The organism is Ornithinibacillus bavariensis (genome assembly GCF_050433565.1).
Taxonomy (GTDB): Bacteria; Bacillota; Bacilli; order Bacillales; family Amphibacillaceae; genus Ornithinibacillus; species Ornithinibacillus bavariensis.
Window position 1 is genome coordinate 139,540 of the sequence record NZ_JBNPWZ010000002.1, and the last position, 19,806, is coordinate 159,345.

Annotated in this window: 19 protein-coding genes; 15 read left to right on the top strand and 4 right to left on the bottom strand. The window is 34.9% G+C overall.

The features are described from left to right. Positions 1 to 124: 124 nt before the first annotated feature. Complete coding sequence (locus HNR27_RS04545; RefSeq protein WP_212919057.1) at positions 125 to 463, top strand: hypothetical protein; 339 nt, start codon at positions 125 to 127, stop codon at positions 461 to 463. Between the two features lie 407 nt (positions 464 to 870). On the opposite strand, the gene HNR27_RS04550 is transcribed toward HNR27_RS04545, so the two are convergent. Further along, positions 871 to 1,188: a PH domain-containing protein gene (locus HNR27_RS04550; protein ID WP_212919058.1), complete on the bottom strand. Its 318-nt coding sequence runs from the start codon at positions 1,186 to 1,188 to the stop codon at positions 871 to 873. 311 nt (positions 1,189 to 1,499) lie between these two features. Further along, positions 1,500 to 1,718: a glycocin F family RiPP peptide gene (gene gccF, locus HNR27_RS04555; protein WP_212919059.1), complete on the bottom strand. Its 219-nt coding sequence runs from the start codon at positions 1,716 to 1,718 to the stop codon at positions 1,500 to 1,502. A gap of 349 nt (positions 1,719 to 2,067) precedes the next feature. Here gccF and HNR27_RS04560 point away from each other — a divergent pair, with 349 nt between their 5' ends. The 13 genes from HNR27_RS04560 (at position 2,068) to HNR27_RS04620 (ending at position 17,644) form a co-directional block, all read left to right on the top strand. Next, positions 2,068 to 3,360, top strand: coding sequence for a glycosyltransferase (locus HNR27_RS04560; protein WP_212919060.1), 1,293 nt, complete (start codon positions 2,068 to 2,070; stop codon positions 3,358 to 3,360). After that, positions 3,329 to 5,461, top strand: coding sequence for a peptidase domain-containing ABC transporter (locus HNR27_RS04565; protein WP_212919061.1), 2,133 nt, complete (start codon positions 3,329 to 3,331; stop codon positions 5,459 to 5,461). Before HNR27_RS04560 ends, HNR27_RS04565 begins: the two co-directional genes overlap by 32 nt. A gap of 13 nt (positions 5,462 to 5,474) precedes the next feature. Further along, positions 5,475 to 5,900: a thioredoxin family protein gene (locus tag HNR27_RS04570; protein WP_212919062.1), complete on the top strand. Its 426-nt coding sequence runs from the start codon at positions 5,475 to 5,477 to the stop codon at positions 5,898 to 5,900. Between the two features lie 140 nt (positions 5,901 to 6,040). After that, on the top strand, positions 6,041 to 6,292 hold the full coding sequence (locus HNR27_RS04575; RefSeq protein ID WP_212919063.1) for a hypothetical protein: 252 nt from the start codon (positions 6,041 to 6,043) through the stop codon (positions 6,290 to 6,292). Positions 6,293 to 6,703: 411 nt separating this feature from the next. After that, positions 6,704 to 7,819: a sugar ABC transporter substrate-binding protein gene (locus HNR27_RS04580; RefSeq protein WP_212919064.1), complete on the top strand. Its 1,116-nt coding sequence runs from the start codon at positions 6,704 to 6,706 to the stop codon at positions 7,817 to 7,819. Between the two features lie 80 nt (positions 7,820 to 7,899). Then, complete coding sequence (locus HNR27_RS04585) at positions 7,900 to 9,420, top strand: sugar ABC transporter ATP-binding protein (RefSeq protein ID WP_212919065.1); 1,521 nt, start codon at positions 7,900 to 7,902, stop codon at positions 9,418 to 9,420. A 12-nt stretch (positions 9,421 to 9,432) separates the two neighbouring features. Further along, positions 9,433 to 10,608, top strand: a complete 1,176-nt coding sequence (locus HNR27_RS04590; protein WP_212919066.1) for a sugar ABC transporter permease — start codon at positions 9,433 to 9,435, stop codon at positions 10,606 to 10,608. A gap of 173 nt (positions 10,609 to 10,781) precedes the next feature. Next, a complete protein-coding gene (locus HNR27_RS04595) occupies positions 10,782 to 11,759 on the top strand; it encodes a sugar ABC transporter substrate-binding protein (protein WP_429338914.1) in 978 nt (325 codons plus the stop codon). Further along, positions 11,756 to 13,216 carry a sensor histidine kinase gene (locus HNR27_RS04600; RefSeq protein ID WP_429338915.1) on the top strand — a complete coding sequence of 487 codons (1,461 nt, stop codon included), beginning with the start codon at positions 11,756 to 11,758 and terminating at the stop codon, positions 13,214 to 13,216. The genes HNR27_RS04595 and HNR27_RS04600 overlap by 4 nt, the downstream gene beginning before the upstream one ends. Further along, entirely contained in the window at positions 13,194 to 14,732 is a 1,539-nt protein-coding gene (locus HNR27_RS04605) for a response regulator (protein WP_429338916.1), read from the top strand. Before HNR27_RS04600 ends, HNR27_RS04605 begins: the two co-directional genes overlap by 23 nt. Positions 14,733 to 14,762: 30 nt before the next feature. Next, positions 14,763 to 15,842: a sugar ABC transporter substrate-binding protein gene (locus tag HNR27_RS04610; protein WP_429338917.1), complete on the top strand. Its 1,080-nt coding sequence runs from the start codon at positions 14,763 to 14,765 to the stop codon at positions 15,840 to 15,842. A 139-nt stretch (positions 15,843 to 15,981) separates the two neighbouring features. Beyond that, a complete protein-coding gene (locus HNR27_RS04615; protein WP_429338918.1) occupies positions 15,982 to 16,956 on the top strand; it encodes a quinone oxidoreductase family protein in 975 nt (324 codons plus the stop codon). 172 nt (positions 16,957 to 17,128) lie between these two features. Beyond that, the gene (locus HNR27_RS04620; RefSeq protein WP_429338919.1) at positions 17,129 to 17,644 is read left to right on the top strand and encodes a YkvA family protein; all 516 of its coding nucleotides are present in this window, start codon (positions 17,129 to 17,131) and stop codon (positions 17,642 to 17,644) included. A 51-nt stretch (positions 17,645 to 17,695) separates the two neighbouring features. Here HNR27_RS04620 and HNR27_RS04625 read toward each other — a convergent pair whose 3' ends face one another. Both HNR27_RS04625 and HNR27_RS04630 read right to left on the bottom strand, forming a co-directional pair. Beyond that, positions 17,696 to 18,004 (bottom strand): DUF3892 domain-containing protein, encoded by a 309-nt coding sequence (locus tag HNR27_RS04625; protein WP_429338920.1) that lies wholly within the window; start codon positions 18,002 to 18,004, stop codon positions 17,696 to 17,698. 2 nt (positions 18,005 to 18,006) lie between these two features. Further along, positions 18,007 to 18,216, bottom strand: a complete 210-nt coding sequence (locus tag HNR27_RS04630; protein ID WP_429338921.1) for a gamma-type small acid-soluble spore protein — start codon at positions 18,214 to 18,216, stop codon at positions 18,007 to 18,009. 92 nt (positions 18,217 to 18,308) lie between these two features. Here HNR27_RS04630 and HNR27_RS04635 point away from each other — a divergent pair, with 92 nt between their 5' ends. After that, a complete protein-coding gene (locus HNR27_RS04635) occupies positions 18,309 to 19,199 on the top strand; it encodes a DMT family transporter (RefSeq protein ID WP_429338922.1) in 891 nt (296 codons plus the stop codon). The last annotated feature ends 607 nt before the right edge of the window (positions 19,200 to 19,806 follow it).

Genomic DNA, 19,806 nt, shown 5'->3' on the forward strand with positions numbered 1-19,806 from the left:
AATAGTATATATTGTGCATTTAGAATTGGTTATTTACCCCACCAAGGAGAAAGGTATTTTATACCTTTACTTGAATTGACTAAAAAATATGAATATAATTATTTAATAGAAGGAGGAATAAAAAATGAAGGCAGATGGATCGAATAATCACTTTGTTGCTGGTAATGCTGAAGAGTTACTTTCTGCATTAGAGAAAAAAGAGCCATATATATTAATTCCGAAGCATTTCAAGGAAGAATTCTTGAAAAATACGCAATTATCCTTAACTGAAAAAGAACAAATGGGGTTTGAATTAGGTTTTCGTGGTACAGCGAACTTATTATCCAGTCCCTTTTTTCATTTCATAAACTGGCTTAGCAAAGATAGTAAACAACAAAAAAGGATAGACAGTAAAATCCGTAAGTATACACTTAAAAATCAAGAGGACAGTCTTCTTCTGTATTTACGTCAATTAGATTATTAATCAATCGAATGGAATAATATAATAAAAAGAAACGCTATGAGCTCATTTGTAACTCTAATTGGTTGCTTAATATACTGTAAACACTTTTTCTAATAATAATTTTGTAACGGAAGGTTGGACGAAGTTGCTCTTTTTGATTTAGTTTTTTAACAAAAGTCCTCCCAGTCTACAGTGTAATTGGCTGAGGCGACATCCATCTGAGTGTTCAATGACAAAAACAGAGTACCTGTGTCGCCTCCTATTTCGCAGGAACAAAAAATAAATTCCGTTGCGTGTCTAAAAACAATTTCAAAACGATAATTGGGGTTTATCACAAGATTGGTTTGGATACCCTTCCTTGTCTTTAATTGCTGCTATAAAAGTTAAGAACATCTTGCTTATTTTTCATGTGCAACAAACGTAATATTCTAATGAATTAATTCATTCAGATTTTCAAAAAAGAATTGCCTATCTCCATGACTTGCCCATTTAATCTTCATTGATACACCGCTATTAAATGTAAAAAAAGAATAATCAATATCTACCCTTGATATTTCGCTATAATTATGAATTTCTACTTCTTCGTGGGCAAAAGGGTATTTTGTGTACCAAATAAGTCTTTTGTTAGTTGCAAGGAACTCCCCAAATTTATATTCTATGCCTGTTTTCTCTTTTACTTCAAAGGTCCCTGCTATCTTCGTCTTTATGTACTCACCAGGAAACAACACCGATTCAAGTTTTTTCATCGTAACTCACTCCCCTGCATCCTTTTTCACTAGAGCATAGTATCTCTTGCCATTATGTGACAACCTGATTCAGGACAGACGTAACTTCTAAGTCCATACTGAATACTGCCTACAAGGAGGGAAACACTAGTAATCTTTCTGTTTTAATAAGAAGATTCCTAAGAAAAAACGCTTTATAATAGCTAAAACAAAAAGGCTGTCATCAATAAGAATTCCAATTTTGTACTTTTTGATGCAGCCCTATAATATTTAATTACAATGGTGAATTAGGTTTAGTTAGCAAAAGAACTATTTACTATATTCACCCTGCATTATCGGCATACGCAAGTGCCGCAACCACCTCCACCACCTCCTCCACCAGCACCACATTGCTTAAATATCCAGCCACAAGTTCCACAGTCATATCCGGTGCTACACAAGGCCATATAGTAACTACACCATAGAGCACCTCCTGGATCCCATAACCCTTTTCCTTCTTTTGTATACGTATTAATTTCTTCTTCTGTCAATACAGTCTTTAGTTTTGACATACAATAAGCCTCCTCTTAATTATAATTTTAAAATTATTAACTCTATTTTAAATATTCACCATTGATGATATAATTATAACATCGAACAATAAAAATGTTAACAATTTTTGAACTATTTCTACTAATTATAATATGAGGAATGGGGGATGTATTTTTGTAAAGGAATTGAGAGAATAGGATAATTTGTCACATGCAGAAACATCATCAATATTATAGTGCAATCAATCTTTGTATTCGAAGTACAAAAGATCTGAAAGGGAGGTTCCAGTAAGTATCTTAGTTAAAATAGTAGATTACTATAATACAAGTTTAGATTTATATTTTGAAGAAATAAGGAGATATGAAGGGTATGCCAAAAAATACTAAGACAGCAAAAAAATTTTTTGAACACTTAAAGCTATACTCGCCTAACATAAGTGAAAATATTAGACATCTAGAATTAAACTCTTTTGACAACCTATTACTTAAAGAGCCAAGTCTATCAGTGATAATAATGTGTAAAGACGAACAAAGGTGTATAGCAAGATGTTTAAATGCAATAAAAAATAATATTGGAATTAATGATGAGGTTATTGTAATTGATACTGGATCAGCTGATGACACATTAAATATTCTAAACAATTTTAGTATGACCAATAAATACTCAATCATTGAAACAAGTTGGAATAATGATTTTGCTGAAATAAGGAATCTTGGAATATCTCAAGCTACAAAAGATTGGATAGTATTTATTGATGCTGATGAAACTATTGAAAAGGGGTCATTTGAGAATTTAAAATCTCATCTTTCTATTGTAGATACATTAAATACAACAGTAGTTTGTTGCCCCGCTATTGTTAATTCAGGCGGGCACGTTGTGCAAACTGTTAGAAGAATTATACCTAATAATGATTCCGTTTTTTACTTCGGAATGGTCCATGAAGAACCTCGACATATCAACAAGTCAGAATTAAATTTTTTAGCTTTTGATGATGTTATTTTACATCATGATGGGTATATGAAATCTGTATCCTCAGCTAAACAAAAACAAGAACGTAATACTTCCTTACTTTACACTATGATTGATAAAGAACCATTGAATCCTAAATGGTATTATCTACTTTGTAGGGATGGGAAAGGTGTACTAGAGGAAAATTTTTATAGAGACTCACTTTTAAAGGTAATAACATTATGTGGACAAGCCCCTTTTTACGAAGAATATAAATTAAGAGCACTAAGCGACTTAATAGCACATTATCTAAGTGCTGGAGATATTGAAAACGCAAAGTATTATTTAGAAGATCTAAAGAAATTGGCACCTAATATGACTGATACTTTATATTGGGATATATTCATCCAACTCATTATTTTTGAGTACGCATATCATCAATTTATACAACAAATTATAGATTATAAACAAACTAATAAAGGACTAGATTACGGTAGTTTAAATTCAAATGGGTTCCATCTTGATTATCTCTTGTCTCAACTTTTCTTTAATATAAGAGATTATAACAGCTGTTTTAACATTCTAAAAAAGCTAGAAGATGCACAATATGGAGAATATCAAGAAAATTATATGGAACTATATGATGCATTACAAAAATATTTACTACAAATTGGAGAGGAAAATGAAAAAAAAATATTTCACAAAACAACTTGAAGAAAACGATTGTGGGCCTGCAGCCGTATCTATGCTCATTAAATATTCATGGGATATAGAAATGACACTATCTCAATTAAAAGTAATATTGTCTACTAACAAAAATGGTACTACTTTTTTAGGAATAAAACGTGGTCTCCAAAAACTGGGGGTGGAAACAAATGTATCAAAATGTGTTTCCTCTAAAGAAACGTTTCAAGAATTAAAATATCCATGTATTACCCAAATCAAAGGAAGCAATAACCATTTTATAACCCTATTTAAGGCTACTAAAAATCATGTTTATATAGGAGATCCTTCAAAAAATCAGATAAAGAGGATGAAAATAAATAGATTTTTGTCTAACTGGGTTCCATTTGTACTTGAAGTTGAAAAGTTGATTGATAGCCAAAAACTAACATCATACTCAATTACTGAAACCAAACAAAGCAACACTATTATTAAGAGTTTATTTACAATTAAAAAATATATTATAACATCCTGGATATTGTCGGGTATTGTATATTTACTCACTATTTACCTAGCTGGAATGTTCTCTACGTATTTTGATTTAATTATACCAAATGAAGCAGTTGGACTTATTGTTGGGGTCACAGTAATATATCTTTTGGCTGTAACTATTCAGTTTTTTTTAAAATACATTAATTCTGTAATCAATGTAAAAACAAATAATTCCATAGACAAAAACTTAGTAGAAAAGTTAGTTTCAAAATACTTTGCACAGGATTATACATTCACGGAACAATTTGAAAGCGGAGAATTAATAACTAGATTTAGTAATATTAGTGACATAAGAACTAGATATTTATTTTTTATACAAACCTTACCCTTGGACACTTTAGCAATAATTGTTACTTTTATTATTTTATTTAGAATGAATGTATATTTATCCTTGCTAACCTTTATCCCTATAATTACTTTCTTTTTACTACTATTTTTCTCAAGGGAACGATATGAAAATCTGAGCTATAACTTATTTGAAAAACAAGAGTACCTTAACACGGAACTTATAGAAACGGTGGATAACACTGAAAGTATTAAAAATTATAACATTACCAACCAAATGAAAGATAAGGTAATCAAAAGATTGGATGAAGTATACGCTATAAGAGAAAAATTTATATCATTCGATAATTTTCAAAACCTAATCAAGGTGTCTGTGGTGAATTTTTTTAATGTCTGTTTTTTTGCTTTTGGTTCCTATTTAGTTATAAATGATGATTTATCCTCTGGTATGTTATTAATGTTCAACTCCTTGGTTTCTAATGTTTTCAACCCTTTTGTTAATTTAACCACTTTACAAGCAACGTTAGAACAAGGAAGAGTAGCTACTCTTAGATATGAAGATATAGTTAATTCTGTACAAAAAAAACCTGATCAAGGAATTGAAATAGAAAATAAAATAGAGAAAATAGTAATTCAAAATTTATATTTTTCTTTTACCCCCAATAATTATGTGTTAAACAACCTAAATATTGAAGTTAAGCAAGGTGAAAAAATCGCACTAATTGGAGGAAGTGGTTCAGGTAAATCAACAATAGCAAAATTACTAGCAGGCTATTACGAACCAGAAAAGGGAGATATTTTATTTAATGATATAAGTATTAGTAATATAAACCAAGCGTCTTTATTAAAGAAGGTCTTGTATATTCCTCAAGACATTCAAATATTTAATGATACAATTCTAAACAATATATTACTTCATAGAGATATAGATTTTGAGGTTGTCAAAGAGGTATCAAGATTAGTAGGATTCGAAGAGGTAGTTAATTCTATGCCAGAAGGTTATAACACAGTAATTGGATCTAAAGGTGTTCAGTTATCAATGGGACAACAACAAATGTTAAATATAACTCGCTATATACTATCTTCGCCTGATGTTTTAATTTTAGATGAAATAACTAATGGTTTAGATTTTGTAAAAAGGAATCAAATAAAACAATTATTACGTGAGGCTCCAATGATTGTTATTTTTATAACCCATGACCTAGATTTAGCAACAGCGTGTGATAAAATTTACGCCTTAAATAATGGAAAAACTTCCACCATCAATCCCCAAGAGGATGGAGATATTAAACAAAAACTTATTAATTCTTTTTGAATGGAGTGATTTTGTGAAGAAACTTATAGTATTTGTTTCTGCAGTGGTAACTATGGTAATTATTGGATACATTTCTGTTAGTAATTTAGTGGGAAGTGAACCGGCTTTATATAAAAAAGTATCCTCAGATCAAATAAAGAAAATGAAGGAAGAACAGGAAACTTTTATTGCTTATTTCTATCAAGAAAACTGCGCTCCATGCAAACAAGTAAACCCAATTATAAATGATTACATTCAGACAACAGGAAAGGATATTTTTGCAGTAGACATAAATGCAGACAAAAATAAAAACCTACTAATGGAGGGGTTCAATATTGAAGGCACTCCGACAGTTATTTTTATTAGTTCAGGAAAGGAAGAAAATAGATTTTTATCAATATTTGGTAAAGACGAATTTAAAAATACAGCTGATCTGATTTATGGGGACAGTGATATTTGAGAAACGAAACCCAGTTCTTTAATTTGTAAATACAGAAGGTTTAGGGGGGGCATTCTCATATGGGAATGCTCCTTTTTGATAAATCCTATCATTTCCTTTTATCAGTAAAAAAGGTGAATTTTTTCCTTGCGTAAAAAATAATGTCACAGCTCTGCTTGTCTTTAAATGATTTTGACACAGAAAGTTATGAGATATTTACAAAAGGCAATCAAGAAATCGATTTTATTCTTGAATACCCAGCAGATATTGTAGATACTCTTAACCAGTTACAAAGTGATGCAGTTATTGCCGAAAAAACATCAGATTATAACACAAGTATCAGATTACTTTTACTAAAAAAACTGACAGAGGCTGATGGGGTAAAGATTAAAGAAAATATTTTCTGGTTTTAATTTAATAATTGAGATATTGTGAAATAACCACTATGACACTGAAGAGTCAAATAATACATACATTGAATAAAGCGTTGCCTCAATAAGTATAAGCTAGAGCTTTTGCTTATTGAGTTTTTTTATTTATACACAAGAGTAAAAAATAAATCAAACTGTTTAATGAATATATCCTCTTTTATAATCGATGACCGAATAAAGGATAGAGTCCTCAAATATCTAAATTTTTTTCATTGCATTTATGAACTTTCCATTATTCTAACGTTAGATCTTCCAGTTTTTCCTAATCCCACCTTAAAAAATTACAGACAATACTAAAAAATTACCACATGTTAACGCTTTCAACCCAAGCATATCTCGATATAATGTGACTTGTAGACAAAAAGAACTACAAAAGAAGGGGAGAAGGAAAGCATGAAAAAGAATTTGAAAGCGCTAACTATTGGGCTTATGGCTTTAATGTTAATGGTAGTTCTTGCTGCATGTGGCAGTGAGAGTGGTGGTAAAGGTGGCAAAATTAGTGTAGGTATTGTCCTTCCTACAAAAGACGAGCCTAGATGGGTTCAAGATGAAGAGAGATTTAAGGCTGCTTTGAAGGATTCTGAGTACACAACGGAAATCTTATTTAGCCAAGGTTCTTCCGCAAAGGAAAAGGAAAACGTTGAGACGTTAATTAGTAAAGGTATTGAAGTTCTAATTATTGCTCCACATGATGGGGCTGCAGCAGGTGCTGCCGTAGAAGAAGCGAAAAAAGAAGGAATAACTGTTATCTCTTATGACCGCTTAATTACTGACACAGATGCAATTGATTATTATGTAACATTTGATAGTGTTGCTGTTGGAAAGGCACAAGGTCAATACTTAATCGATAACGCTAGTGGTTCAGGGGTTCCGCTTTATCTGTATGCTGGTGCATCCTCTGATAACAATGCATTCTTATTCTTTGAGGGAGCATGGAGTGTACTTCAGCCGAAGATTGCTGATGGTACCTTTGTCATTGCAAACTCTAGTGAGGCAGAAGCATTAAAGGATAAAGCAGAATTAACTCGTGATGAAATGAGTGCCATTCTTGGACAGGTTACAACGAATTGGGATCCAAACGAATCGAAGAACAAAGCTGAAACACATTTAACAGCAGTGGGTGACGACTTAAAGGGTGATGTTGCAATTCTTGCACCAAATGATGGAACAGCTCGTGCAATTGCCGACGTATTTGGTTCTGATCCGGCGATTACTAGTTATGTTGTAACAGGACAGGATGCAGAGAAGGCATCTATTCAATATATTATCGATGGCAAGCAAACAATGACAGTGTTCAAGGATGTACGTACATTAGTAAGTGATGCGATGAAGATGGCAATTGAAGTTCTAGAAGGTAATACACCTGAAACAACTGGTTCTTACAATAATGGTTCAGTGGATGTTAAAGCAAAACAAACAGACGTTATTGTGGTAAATAAAGAAAATGTAAAAGCAGAACTCATTGATTCTGGTTATTACGAAGCAAGCGAATTTACAGGATTAGAATAAGGGATACAAGCGTGAAATAGTAATAGGAAATCCTATTACTATTTCACCATTCTAACTTGTTTTGTCAAAGGGTGGGAACGATGAGTGAATACATTTTGGAAATGGATCAAATAACGAAGCAATTTACCGGCGTTAAAGCACTGAACAATGTTAACTTTAAAGTGAAAAAGGGAGAAATTCATTGTTTAGTTGGTGAAAACGGTGCAGGTAAATCGACGTTAATGAAGGTATTAAGTGGAGTCTATCCCTATGGAACGTACGATGGGAACATTATCTATGAAGGAGAAGTTCAAAAATTCTCTAAGATCAATGATAGTGTAAATGCAGGAATCGCGATAATTTATCAAGAGCTAGCATTATTTCCTGACCTTTCCGTATATGAAAATCTATTCGTTGGTAATGAAGTACAGCATCGAGGAATTGTAGATTGGAACCAAACGATTGTAGAATCGAAGAAAATGCTTGAGAAGGTTAATCTGCGGGTTAATCCTGAAACACTTGTAAAGGACCTTGGAGTTGGTAAACAGCAATTAATCGAGATTGCAAAGGCACTTAGCAAGGATGTTAAGCTATTAATTTTGGATGAACCGACAGCGGCATTGAATGAAGATGATAGTGAAAATTTACTAGCGCTTTTAAAGGAGATTAAGAAGCAAGGAATTACGAGTATCATGATTTCTCACAAACTAAAGGAAGTTATTGCGATTGCTGATAGTGTTACGGTTCTTCGCGATGGGAATACCATTTGCACATTAGATGCTGCAAAGGGAGAAATTAACGAAAACATTATTATCAAGCACATGGTTGGGCGTGAAATTACTGACATTTATCCAAAGCGTGAGAAGAAGGCTTTTGGTGATACCATACTCGAGGTTAATAATTGGTCTGCTTATGATTCTCAATTAGGTAAGCAAATTCTAAGGGATGTTCATTTTCGCGTAAGACAAGGTGAGATAGTAGGTATCGCAGGGTTAATGGGTGCAGGACGAACAGAGCTTGCTCAGAGTATTTTTGGTAACCCTAAGTCCTATAAATTGAAGGGCGACTTAAAAGTAGACGGGAAAACGAGAAGCTTCAAACATACGAGTGATGCAATAAAAGCTGGAATTGCTTATGTAACAGAGGATCGTAAGGGTGATGGGTTATTTTTAACACAGGATATTTTAAAGAATATTTCAGTTGCTAATCTACATGAAATTTCCACAAGTGGTGTTATTAATGAAAATGAAGAGATTAAAGTTGCAGAAGCATATAAAAAGGATCTAACGATTAAAGCTTCTTCGATTGAACAATTAGTTGGAAACTTGAGTGGTGGTAATCAGCAAAAGGTTTCCCTTGGGAAATGGTTATTTGTAAAACCAAAGCTACTCATCTTAGATGAGCCAACAAGAGGAATTGATGTAGGAGCGAAATTTGAAATCTATACGATTATGAATAGTCTAATTGAAGAAGGCATGAGCATCATTATGATTTCCTCTGAGCTTGGAGAAGTTTTAGGGATGAGTGATCGAATTTATGTTATGGCTGATGGTGAGATAAAAGGTGAGTTATCAAGTGAAGAGGCAAGTCAAGAAAAAATTATGCAACTTGCTACGCAATAGGGAGTGGGGTCTATGGGTTTTATAACAGAATTAAAAGAGTTACTGAAGAATAATGTTCGTGACTACGGTATGTATATTGCCTTATTCGTTATCATGCTGACATTCACGATATTAACGGATGGTCTTTTTATGTCATCAAGAAATATAAGTAATCTGCTAGATTCTGCAGGGTATATTGCGGTCCTAGCGGTAGGGGTAATGATAGTTATCGTGATTCGTCACATAGACTTATCAATTGGGTTCCTAGCTGGTTTTCTTGGTGCCATATCTGCAATTCTACTGATGAAGGTTGGATTACCAGTATATGTGGTCATACCAATTATTCTATTAATCGGGTTACTAATTGGGTTAACAACTGGAACTTTAGTAGCAAAAGTAGGAATTCCTTCATTTGTTGCAACACTTGCTGGATGGCTGATTTTTAGAGGTGCGTTACTACGTGTTACAGAAGGGTCAGGTACAATCATCATTCAAAATGATGCATTTAATGCTATTGGGAATGGATATATTCCCTCAATTACGCAAATTGGTGGATTACATTTACTATCCTTGCTAGTAGGTGTACTAGGGATTATCTTATATATTTATGGTGCTCTGTCCAAGCGTAGAAAAATGCTGAGATATAATTTTGAGGTAGTATCTACACCAATCTTTATTTTACAATTGGTTTTTGTGTCAGCAATTATTGGTTATATCACTTGGATTCTTGCCGGTCATCATGGATTATCCTGGACAATCGTTATTATCCTTCTTGTTGTATTAATCTATCATTTCATCACGACGAAAACCGTTATCGGTAGACATATTTATGCTGTAGGAAGTAACCCAGAGGCTGCACATCTAAGTGGAATTAATGTCGGCAGGATTACATTACTCGTATTTGGTTCAATGGGACTGTTATCTGCATTATCTGGAATCCTGTTTACGTCTCGTTTACAGTCAGCAACAACTACTGCAGGTACGTTATTTGAGTTAGATGCAATTGCAGCAGCTTATGTTGGTGGTGTTTCCTCTGCAGGTGGAGTCGGAAAAGTAACTGGAGCAATTGTTGGTGCAGTTGTTATGGCTTCACTGACGAATGGTATGAACTTGCTTGGGGTCGGGATTTCTTATCAATACATGATTCGTGGTGGTGTATTAGCACTAGCTGTTATCTTTGATGTCATGACTAGAAAACGAGGAAAATAGAATACTAGTTCTATGAAAAAAGAAGAGCTAATTATAGCTTCTTCTTTTTTGGTATAGTTCTGAATTTTTGCAGTATGGAAGATGTACGGTTTGATGGTATGATAATAGTGAGAAAAAATGAAGCTTCATTCAGTTGATAGCTTGCCTGAAAAGTAGGAAGGGGATAAAACTTCTTGAGAAAATTAAGCATTTTTTTGTTAATCATTCTATATATCATTTTATGTTATTTTACCTCCGTATCTGCTTTAAGTGTCTTTCAATCCGATTGGGAGCTTCCTGAGGCAATTGATCAACAGCAATCCGAATATCGTCTTGTTTTGATTACGCAGGATATAGATACACCTTTTTGGGATGCTGTTGGCAGAGCTGCGTTGGATGAGGCAAAAAAGCTTGGAGTAAGCCTTGAGATATGGGGGAATTACGGTAGTCACCGAGAGGATTTCTTAACTAATTTAGAGGTTGCTATTCAGTCCAAGGTGGATGGAATTATTGTACAAGGGTTAGACTCTAAGGAGTTTAAAGAGCTTACTAAGGTGAAGGCATCGTTTTATGGTATTCCAATTATCACGATTGCTAATGATGTTCCCATGGCTGAGAGCTTGAGAAGAACTTATGTGGGCTCTGACCAATATAAGGCGGGGCGAATGATTGCCGAACAGCTCATCACCGATATGGGAACAGCTGGCAAGGTAGTAATTATGTTCAACGATGAATTGGAGTATTACCAAGAGCAGCGTTTAGCTGGAATGGAGGATTTATTAAAGCAATATTCTAATATCCTCATTGAGCATGCGAAAACTTCGAATAAACGGGATGAAGTTATCACTTCTACACAAGATATTTTAAATAAAGTGACTGATGCGGATGCATTTATTGCAGTAAATGCAAATACTATCGGTGCTATGGTTCAAGAAATAGGTAAGCGTTATCAAGTATCTCCCTTTTATATTTATACATTTGATGATGGACCAGAAGCCATTCCGTTACTGGAAAAGAGAATGATTGATGGTGTTTTAAGACAATCCCCTGAAATCATGGGAAGAAAAAGTGTGGAGTTAATGACAGATTGGCTTAAGGGAGAGACTATTCCACTTGACTCTGATGGCTATTTAACTGAAATTCATATAATGAAGGCGACTGATGCACCATGAACAAAATTCAGAACAAAATATGGACTGTATCAACGATTGTCCTAGTCATTATGTCATCGATATGGATTACACTTACTTATTATCATAATAAATCATTAAATCAATACAATGACATTCTTCAACGATATTTAAGTATGAATGAAGTAACAGATGCGAGCCAACAGGTTATTAATGATTTAAACGATTATATGCTACACCCATCGTTAGATAATTTAGAGCAAATTGAACTTAGTAAGCGAGAAGTACAGCAAGCAAAAAATAATGTAAATCATCTTCGAAATGAAATAAATGATTTTACGTTAACCAATTATATACATTTAATTGACAGTTTCATTGAGACAACGAATCGTTTCATTATCTTTTATGAGGAAAATGAGGTAGAGGAGTCTGCGAGAGAATTTGCAGAAGCGACGAGTATTTCGAATCATATTTCAGATATGACTCTGACCTTAATTGATAAGGAATTAGAAACATATGATCAATTCTATCTTGGAATTATGGAACAATCACGGGATTTAAGGGAACTAGGAATCTGGCTATTAATATTAATCGCTTTTTCATTACTTGTGTTTTCCTACTTGTTTTCACGGAGCATCACAAAGCCGGTCCTACAGTTAACCAAGGCAGCAAATGAGCTTTCCAAAGGGAGATTTGATGTACAAGTAAAAATCGATACAAAGGATGAAATCGCTTTTCTGGCGAATACATTTGATCATATGCGCAAAAACATTAATAAGCTATTTCAGGAAACAAAACAGAAAGCTAAGCTTGAGCAGGAATTGCAGCATAATAGAATATTATTACAAGAAAGCCAGTTTCGTAGTTTGCAAAGCCAAATTAACCCTCACTTTTTATTTAATACATTGAATACGTTATCCAAAAAGGCATATCTAGAAGGGTCACACGAAACAAGTGATTTACTTGTTAATGTTGCTGGGCTACTTCGATACAATCTAAAGCAAATGGATCGAACTGTTCCACTTGGAGAAGAGGTTATCGTTTTAAAGCAGTATATGGAAATTCAAAAAGCAAGATTAACAGATAGACTTCATTTTCACCTTGTCGTAGATGAAGAATGTCTAGCTGTTCCCATTCCGACACTTATTCTGCAACCACTAATTGAGAACGCTGTCATCCATGGTATAGAGCCAAAGGAGGAAGGCGGTGCAATTTGGGTTCGAATTAAGGATTATAGAGAACAGGTGAAAATCGAGATTGAGGACAATGGTATGGGGATGGAAGCGGAAAAAATGGAACAATTACTTAATAGTAAGTTGAAGTCAGGTGACAGCACATCCACAGGGATTGGATTTCGTAATGTGGTGGAACGACTACGGCTTTACTATGGGTTCGATGAGGTCATTAAGATGGAAAGTATAGTAGGAAGTTTTACAAAAATAGTTCTACATATACCGAAGCAAAATGGGGGAAGTAATGATGCGGGTACTAATCGTTGATGATGAGCATGTAGAGCGAGAAGGGATGAGGGCGATTTTAAGTCGTTCATTTCCAAGTCTATCAATTATCGAAGCAAGAAATGGAAAACTGGCCATTGATGTAGCGAGAGAGAGGAAACCTGATCTCATTTTAATGGATATTAAGATGCCAGGAATGAGTGGGCTTGAGGCGATGGAACAGATTAGGGAAGACAATCCCGATACGAAATTTATCATGGTCACGGCATATGATACGTTTGAGTATATGCGCCAAGCGATTAAACTTGGGGCAACAGACTATCTACTTAAACCGAGCAAGATAAACGATATTATTGACATTGTCGGTAAGGTAATTAAGCAAATTATGCTAGAACAAAAATCCCGTATCTCTACGAAACGCCAGCAACAAATTTTCCAAAAAACGATGTCCGTAATCGAAACAGATGTAGTTACACAGCTATTATTTGATCATGTTCATGAAGTCCACCTTGATATGTTAGTAGAAATTTTAGGTATTGAAACAAAAGCTGAAATGTTTGTGATAAATATTCATCTCCCAGCAGGTTCCGAGGATAATTATTCGAAAATTAAAGAGGTAGTTAGGCAGACAGGTTATAGCTTAGTGGGAGCTTTACATAGCAATCAGCTTCCCATTATTGTCTTCCGTACTAATGGGATATCCTATCGTTCTCAAGCTACTTCGCTTGCTCGTGAGATTCTCTCCGTTAGAGAGAATCCAAATGAAGACGGGTGGTTTATTGGCATTGGAAAAGTCTACCCATCCCTTGATGATGTCCGAAAGTCCTATCAAGAGGCATTAATATCATGCTTGGATATAGCAGCACCTGTAAAATATAAATTTTATCCAGATATTCCTGGAGATAATTATGAGTCCAATGACCAAGTAAAATTACTGCAAAAAGAACTTCCTGATCTTATTAGGTTTGGTCAATGGGAACAAGCTCAAGTAAAGATAATAAACGTCATTCGCCTTTTTGAAAACAATGGCATTAACCCATTACAAGCTCAGCAAAGAATTTTAGAGGTATTGTGGACTGTATCAAAAGTTTTAAATGAATTAGGAATTGATTCCGACACACCTCTGTACTCGTATCGAACACTTGACTATAGACAGCTTCGGAGTGAAACAGTGTCCTTACTAGGACAGATGAAACAATTACATACAGAGTATTATCAAAGACTTGAGGCGGATAATGTGGAACAGATTAAGCGATACATTATCGAGCACTCTCATGAGGATATATCACTTGAGGCATTAGGGAAAAGGATGGGTTTAAGTCCTATTTATATTAGTAAAATTTTCAAAGAGAAAATAGGGGTTAACTATATTGATTTTTTGACAGAATGTCGTATAGAAAGGGCAAAGAAATTAATGGCAGATCCAAATCGCAGTATAAAAGAAATTGCTATCGAGGTTGGTTATCATGAACCAAATTATTTTAGTAAGGTTTTTAAGAAAATGGTTCGTATTTCGCCAAGCGATTATCAGAAAACTGTTCTGGGCAAGAAAGACTAATTGTGGATTGGTTAGAGGGAGGGGATTAACTTGAAACGATTTATTCCTCATTGTATGAAAATAATGTTGATGGTCTTATTCATTTTCTTGTTAATAGCTTGTGAAAAGGCTGAACCAACAGAATCGGAAAGCTCCCCTGAACCTTCATTAGAACTCGAAGAAGAGGGAGCTGAATCTGGACCGATACACATTGGGTTTTCGATGGACACCTTAGAGGAAGAGCGTTGGTTGAAGGATAGGGAGCTTTTTAAAAAGGAAGTAGAGGAATTAGGTGCCAAAATAGATATCATGGTGGCAAACGAAGATGTAGCGAAGCAAATCGCACAAGTTGAGACATTAATTCATAATGGGGTGGATGTATTAGTCATCGTTCCTTATAACACCGAGCCTGCTGCGGCAATCGTAGAAAAAGCCCATTTAGCTGGAATCAAGGTGATATCCTATGATCGGCTCATTAAAAATGCGAATGTTGATTTATATGTTTCCTTTGATAATGAAATGGTAGGAGAATTGCAAGCCAAGGCAATTACAAGCCTGGTTCCAACAGGAAAATATGTATATATTGGTGGGGCGATAACAGACAATAATGCCAATTTAATTAAAAAAGGTGTGTTTAAAGTACTGCAGCCTTACATACAAAATGGAGATATAACAGTTGTATATGACCAATGGACCGAGGACTGGAATCCAGATAATGCCTATAAAAACATGTTAGCGGCACTAGAGGCTAATCATAATGAGATAGACGCCGTTATTGCAGCTAATGATTCTACTGCAGAGGGAGCTATTAGAGCACTTAGAGAAAAGGGACTTGCAGGCAAGATACCAGTAGCCGGTCAAGATGCTGATCTTACAGCAGTTCAACGTATTGTTCAAGGTGAACAGGCAATGACTGTCTATAAGCCTATTAGCTCTTTAGCGAAAGAAACGGCAGATCTTGCCCTCAAGCTTGCAGATGGAGAAACAATTAAAACGAATAGAAAGATTAATAACGGAAAAATTGAAGTCCCATCTATCTTGCTTTCTCCGATTGAAGTTAACAAGGATAATATTGATGATACAATTATAGCGGATGGGTTTCATTCGAGGGAAGATGTTTATGGAGAGTGATGGGGAGAGAAATTACTTCTTTCATCTTGATTTATACAATTTTTTGTATGAAAAGCCAATAACTTGCTGAATTAATGGCGAAAACTATTTTGCTGTAATAGATTTTTAATATAGTAAAGCATGTTTGGAGGGGGTTGCTTTGAAGGCAGTTGTATTAGAAGCGTTCGGTGGTCCAGAGGTATTACAATATCTAGAAATTCCAATACCTGAACCTAATGCAGGGGAAGTTTTAATAAAAACGTGGAAGACTAGTGTTAACTTTGCTGATATTAAGAATAGAAATGGGAAAAAATCTAAAGGGAATTTTCCACTGATATTAGGCATCGATTTGGTTGGTATAGTTGAAAAGGTTGGTCCAGATGTGAAAAATATAAAAAAGGGCCAAAGAGTGATTGCTTTCCCACATAGTGGCTCCTATGCAGAATTTGCCATTGCGAATGAACAGCTTGTTTTTCCTATTCCAGATAATATGGATACAGATATTGCTGCAGCAAGCCCTATAGTCAGTTTTCTCTCGTACATGCTTGTCCAAAATGTTGGAAGAATTTCTAAAGGGGAAACAGTACTAGTTCATTCAGCAGCAGGTGGTGTAGGTACTACAGCTATTCAAATTGCAAAACTTTTAGGTGCTAGTAAAGTTATAGGTACAGTTGGTAGTGAGGCAAGGAAAAAAACTGCTTTTGAAGCAGGTGCCGATGAGGTTTTTACCTATGAGGACTTTACTTCTAATGTATTAGACGTCACGAATGGCAATGGGGTGGATCTCATCCTTGATTCTGTTTCTGGTAAAGTGACAGAAAAGAGTATGGATTGTCTCGCAGAATATGGTCGGCTCGTCCATTTTGGGAATTCAAGTGGCGAAGTGGGGACATTCAAAACAAATGAAATACATTCTAGCTGTCGCTCTGTTTTGGGATTCAGCCTTGGAAATACAAGAAAAAAGAGACCATATTTATTAAACGAGGTAGCAGATCAGGTTATTCGCTTTTTAGTAAGTGGTGAATTACATATTATAATTGGAGACGAGTTTCCATTGCACAAGGTTGCTGAAGCCCATAGGTTAATTGAGAATAGGCAACACTCCGGGAAAATTTTACTTAATGTTAGAGGATAAAAATGATAAAATAACCTTCACTCCTCAGGAAGTTGGTGAAGGTTATTTGTTTTTAGAAAATGCTATTAATCGGGACTAGTTTTGAGTTCATCACTTTACGGGGAGAATAGAAAAGATTATGATTTAGGTAAGACATCCTTATAAAATCTAAGCAACCTATGAGGTGATGCGAATGTTTGAGAAATTCAAGAAAAACAAGTCAAATAGAGTTGAATTGGATCAGAACAATGAATTAAGCTCTGAACAAATAAAACTAGATGAAGTACAAATTGAAGAAATAGATATTGAATCTTTACAGTCGGAAGAAGAATTGGAAAAGCATGTAGAACATTATTCAGAAGAGAAACTATGGAAGAAAATCCAACGATTCGCAAAGAAAGCAGGAGCATCGGTAATCTATGTTGTATTGATACTATATTATACGTTGCAAAAGCCAGAGCTTCCTGTAAAAGTTAAAGCAACTATTTTAGGAGCATTAGGATATTTTATTTTGCCGATTGATATTATCCCAGATGTTGCTTTAGGTGCAGGTTTTGTGGATGACTTAGGAGTACTTACTGCTGCTTTACTCCAAGTTGCTGCTTATGTTGATGATGAAGTCAAAAGGAAAGCAAAAGAAAAACTACATGCTTGGTTCGGAGAAAAGGTAGATATTTCTGATATTGATATGAAATTAAATCCAAAATAAATTCGCGTTTGGATGGATATATAGGAGCAGCCAACTTAATGGTTGCTCCTTTTAAAATTCAGGTAATTGATCTAAGTTATTTTCCTTAATGCCATCTGGCTCACTGCGAATAATATCGCGTCCATACTTATGAAAGACATCGACATGTGCTAGGTTACCTAATTTGGCTTCTTCAAGTGCTGTCACGTAATCTAACTCTCGACCAGTATTCGTTTTAAAAGCAATGATATCTCCATCATCATTTTTTCTAACCGCTGTAATTTGTTCTTTATCGCTAATTTCCTGTTGGCTCTTATTTTCGTTTTGTTCACTTTGGTTTCGGTATTCATTATAAATTTTTTCAAAGTCCTTTTCTGCCATAGTTATTCCTTCCTTTGTGAGATATCCGTGTTTATTTGCTTTCTTATTTTCTCCGGATCTGTGTCACTATAGATGGATGTACCATGTCCACCTGTCGTTCTAGCTAGTAATTCCTTGACCTCGTTATAGGACAAACCCGAATTTGCATTTTTCCGTTTAACTTCATCGATATTAGTACCAGCTACAGTAAAGTTTCCATTCGATTTTTCCATAGAAAATATCCCCCTTGTCTTTTTCTTAGCATGTGCTAAATTTATTCTAATTATGAGATAATGGATGAACGAATATGGTAGGGGGAAATTACGTGAAAGCAAAAGCAGTATTTATATTTGTTATGTTAATTTTTGGAAGTATTGGATTATTTGTAAAGAATATTGAGCTATCCTCAAGTGAACTTGCATTGTTTAGGGGAGCAATTGGGAGTGTTTTTTTGATTGTTGCCAGTTTGTTTCTTAAACAAAAGGTAAATTTTAATCAAATCTCTAAGAAAAATTTGATGTTGCTCCTTTTTTCTGGGACAGCGATGGGATTTAATTGGATTTTTCTTTTTGAAGCATATCGATACACAACCATCTCGAATGCCACGTTGAGCTATTATTTTGCTCCAATTTTTGTTATGGCTCTAGCTCCATTTCTACTAAAGGAAAGGTGGACAACTCTTAAAGCTATCAGTATCCTTCTTGCATTTACAGGGTTCTTTTTGATAGTTCAGCCACAAGCACTTCCTTCTAACGTGGGATTTCATCACGGAGTAGGTATAGGATACGGACTTTTGGCGGCAGCCTTCTATGCAAGCGTCATATTATTAAATAAATTTATCCGAAATTTATCTGATTTTGAAACGACCATTATGCAGCTAACAATTGCCACTATTGTTTTGTTACCTTATGTACTATTCACAGAGGAAATGAATTACACAGGAATCAGTGGAGAAACTATATTGTTAATATTAGTTGTCGGGGTATTTCATACCGGGATAGCTTATTTATTATATTTTGCTGCTATAAAAAAGCTTAAAGGACAAACAATCGCTGTTTTTAGCTATATAGATCCTATATCAGCAGTCCTAATGGCTGCCATTGTTTTGCATGAAAACATGGGGTTAGTGCAAATTATTGGTGGAGTACTGATACTCGGATCAACATTATTGAGTGAACTAAAGCTGACTAAAGATAGTAGATTAATGAAGAGCTAAGTATGGGCTAATCGTAAACATAGTATAGGGAGAATTTCGTTGAGCCAGTCTGATTACGTAGTTCTAATAGACACTGAAGTGGGAAAACGCCTTAGACCTGTCTAATAGAACCGTTCTAATGGACACAAAAGAGCGGAAAAGCTGTAGACTGTCCAATAGAACCGCTCTAATGGACATAGAAGAGTAGAAACCGAGTAAAACTGTCTCATAGAACAAGTCTAATGGACACAAAAGAGCGGAATCGCTGTAGACAGTCTAATAGAACCGCTCTAATAGACACAAAAGAGCAGAAACCGCGTAAAACTGTCCAATAGAACAAGTCTAATGGACACAAAAGAGCGGAAAAGCTGTAGACAGTCTAATAGAACCGCTCTAATAGACACAAAAGAGCAGAAACCGCGTAAAACTGTCCAATAGAACCAGTCTAATGGACACAAAAGAGAGGAAACCCCGTAACACAGTCCAATAGAACCGCTCTAATAGACACAAAAGAGCAGAAACCGCGTAAAACTGTCCAATAGAACCAGTCTAATGGACACAAAAGAGAGGAAACCCCGTAACACAGTCCAATAGAACCGCTCTAATAGACACAAAAGAGCAGAAACCG

Excerpts from the sequence above, each read along its gene's own strand:
- HNR27_RS04630 (WP_429338921.1), bottom strand. The coding sequence starts at position 18,216 with ATGGAAAAATCGAATGGAAACTTTACTGTAGCTGGTACTAATATCGAT.
- HNR27_RS04575 (WP_212919063.1), top strand. The coding sequence starts at position 6,041 with ATGTCACAGCTCTGCTTGTCTTTAAATGATTTTGACACAGAAAGTTAT.
- HNR27_RS04545 (WP_212919057.1), top strand. The coding sequence starts at position 125 with ATGAAGGCAGATGGATCGAATAATCACTTTGTTGCTGGTAATGCTGAA.
- HNR27_RS04625 (WP_429338920.1), bottom strand. The coding sequence starts at position 18,004 with ATGGCAGAAAAGGACTTTGAAAAAATTTATAATGAATACCGAAACCAA.
- HNR27_RS04580 (WP_212919064.1), top strand. The coding sequence starts at position 6,704 with ATGAAAAAGAATTTGAAAGCGCTAACTATTGGGCTTATGGCTTTAATG.
- HNR27_RS04560 (WP_212919060.1), top strand. The coding sequence starts at position 2,068 with ATGCCAAAAAATACTAAGACAGCAAAAAAATTTTTTGAACACTTAAAG.
- HNR27_RS04620 (WP_429338919.1), top strand. The coding sequence starts at position 17,129 with ATGTTTGAGAAATTCAAGAAAAACAAGTCAAATAGAGTTGAATTGGAT.
- HNR27_RS04605 (WP_429338916.1), top strand. The coding sequence starts at position 13,194 with ATGATGCGGGTACTAATCGTTGATGATGAGCATGTAGAGCGAGAAGGG.
- HNR27_RS04565 (WP_212919061.1), top strand. The coding sequence starts at position 3,329 with ATGAAAAAAAAATATTTCACAAAACAACTTGAAGAAAACGATTGTGGG.
- HNR27_RS04585 (WP_212919065.1), top strand. The coding sequence starts at position 7,900 with ATGAGTGAATACATTTTGGAAATGGATCAAATAACGAAGCAATTTACC.
- gccF (WP_212919059.1), bottom strand. The coding sequence starts at position 1,718 with ATGTCAAAACTAAAGACTGTATTGACAGAAGAAGAAATTAATACGTAT.
- HNR27_RS04600 (WP_429338915.1), top strand. The coding sequence starts at position 11,756 with ATGAACAAAATTCAGAACAAAATATGGACTGTATCAACGATTGTCCTA.
- HNR27_RS04550 (WP_212919058.1), bottom strand. The coding sequence starts at position 1,188 with ATGAAAAAACTTGAATCGGTGTTGTTTCCTGGTGAGTACATAAAGACG.
- HNR27_RS04590 (WP_212919066.1), top strand. The coding sequence starts at position 9,433 with ATGGGTTTTATAACAGAATTAAAAGAGTTACTGAAGAATAATGTTCGT.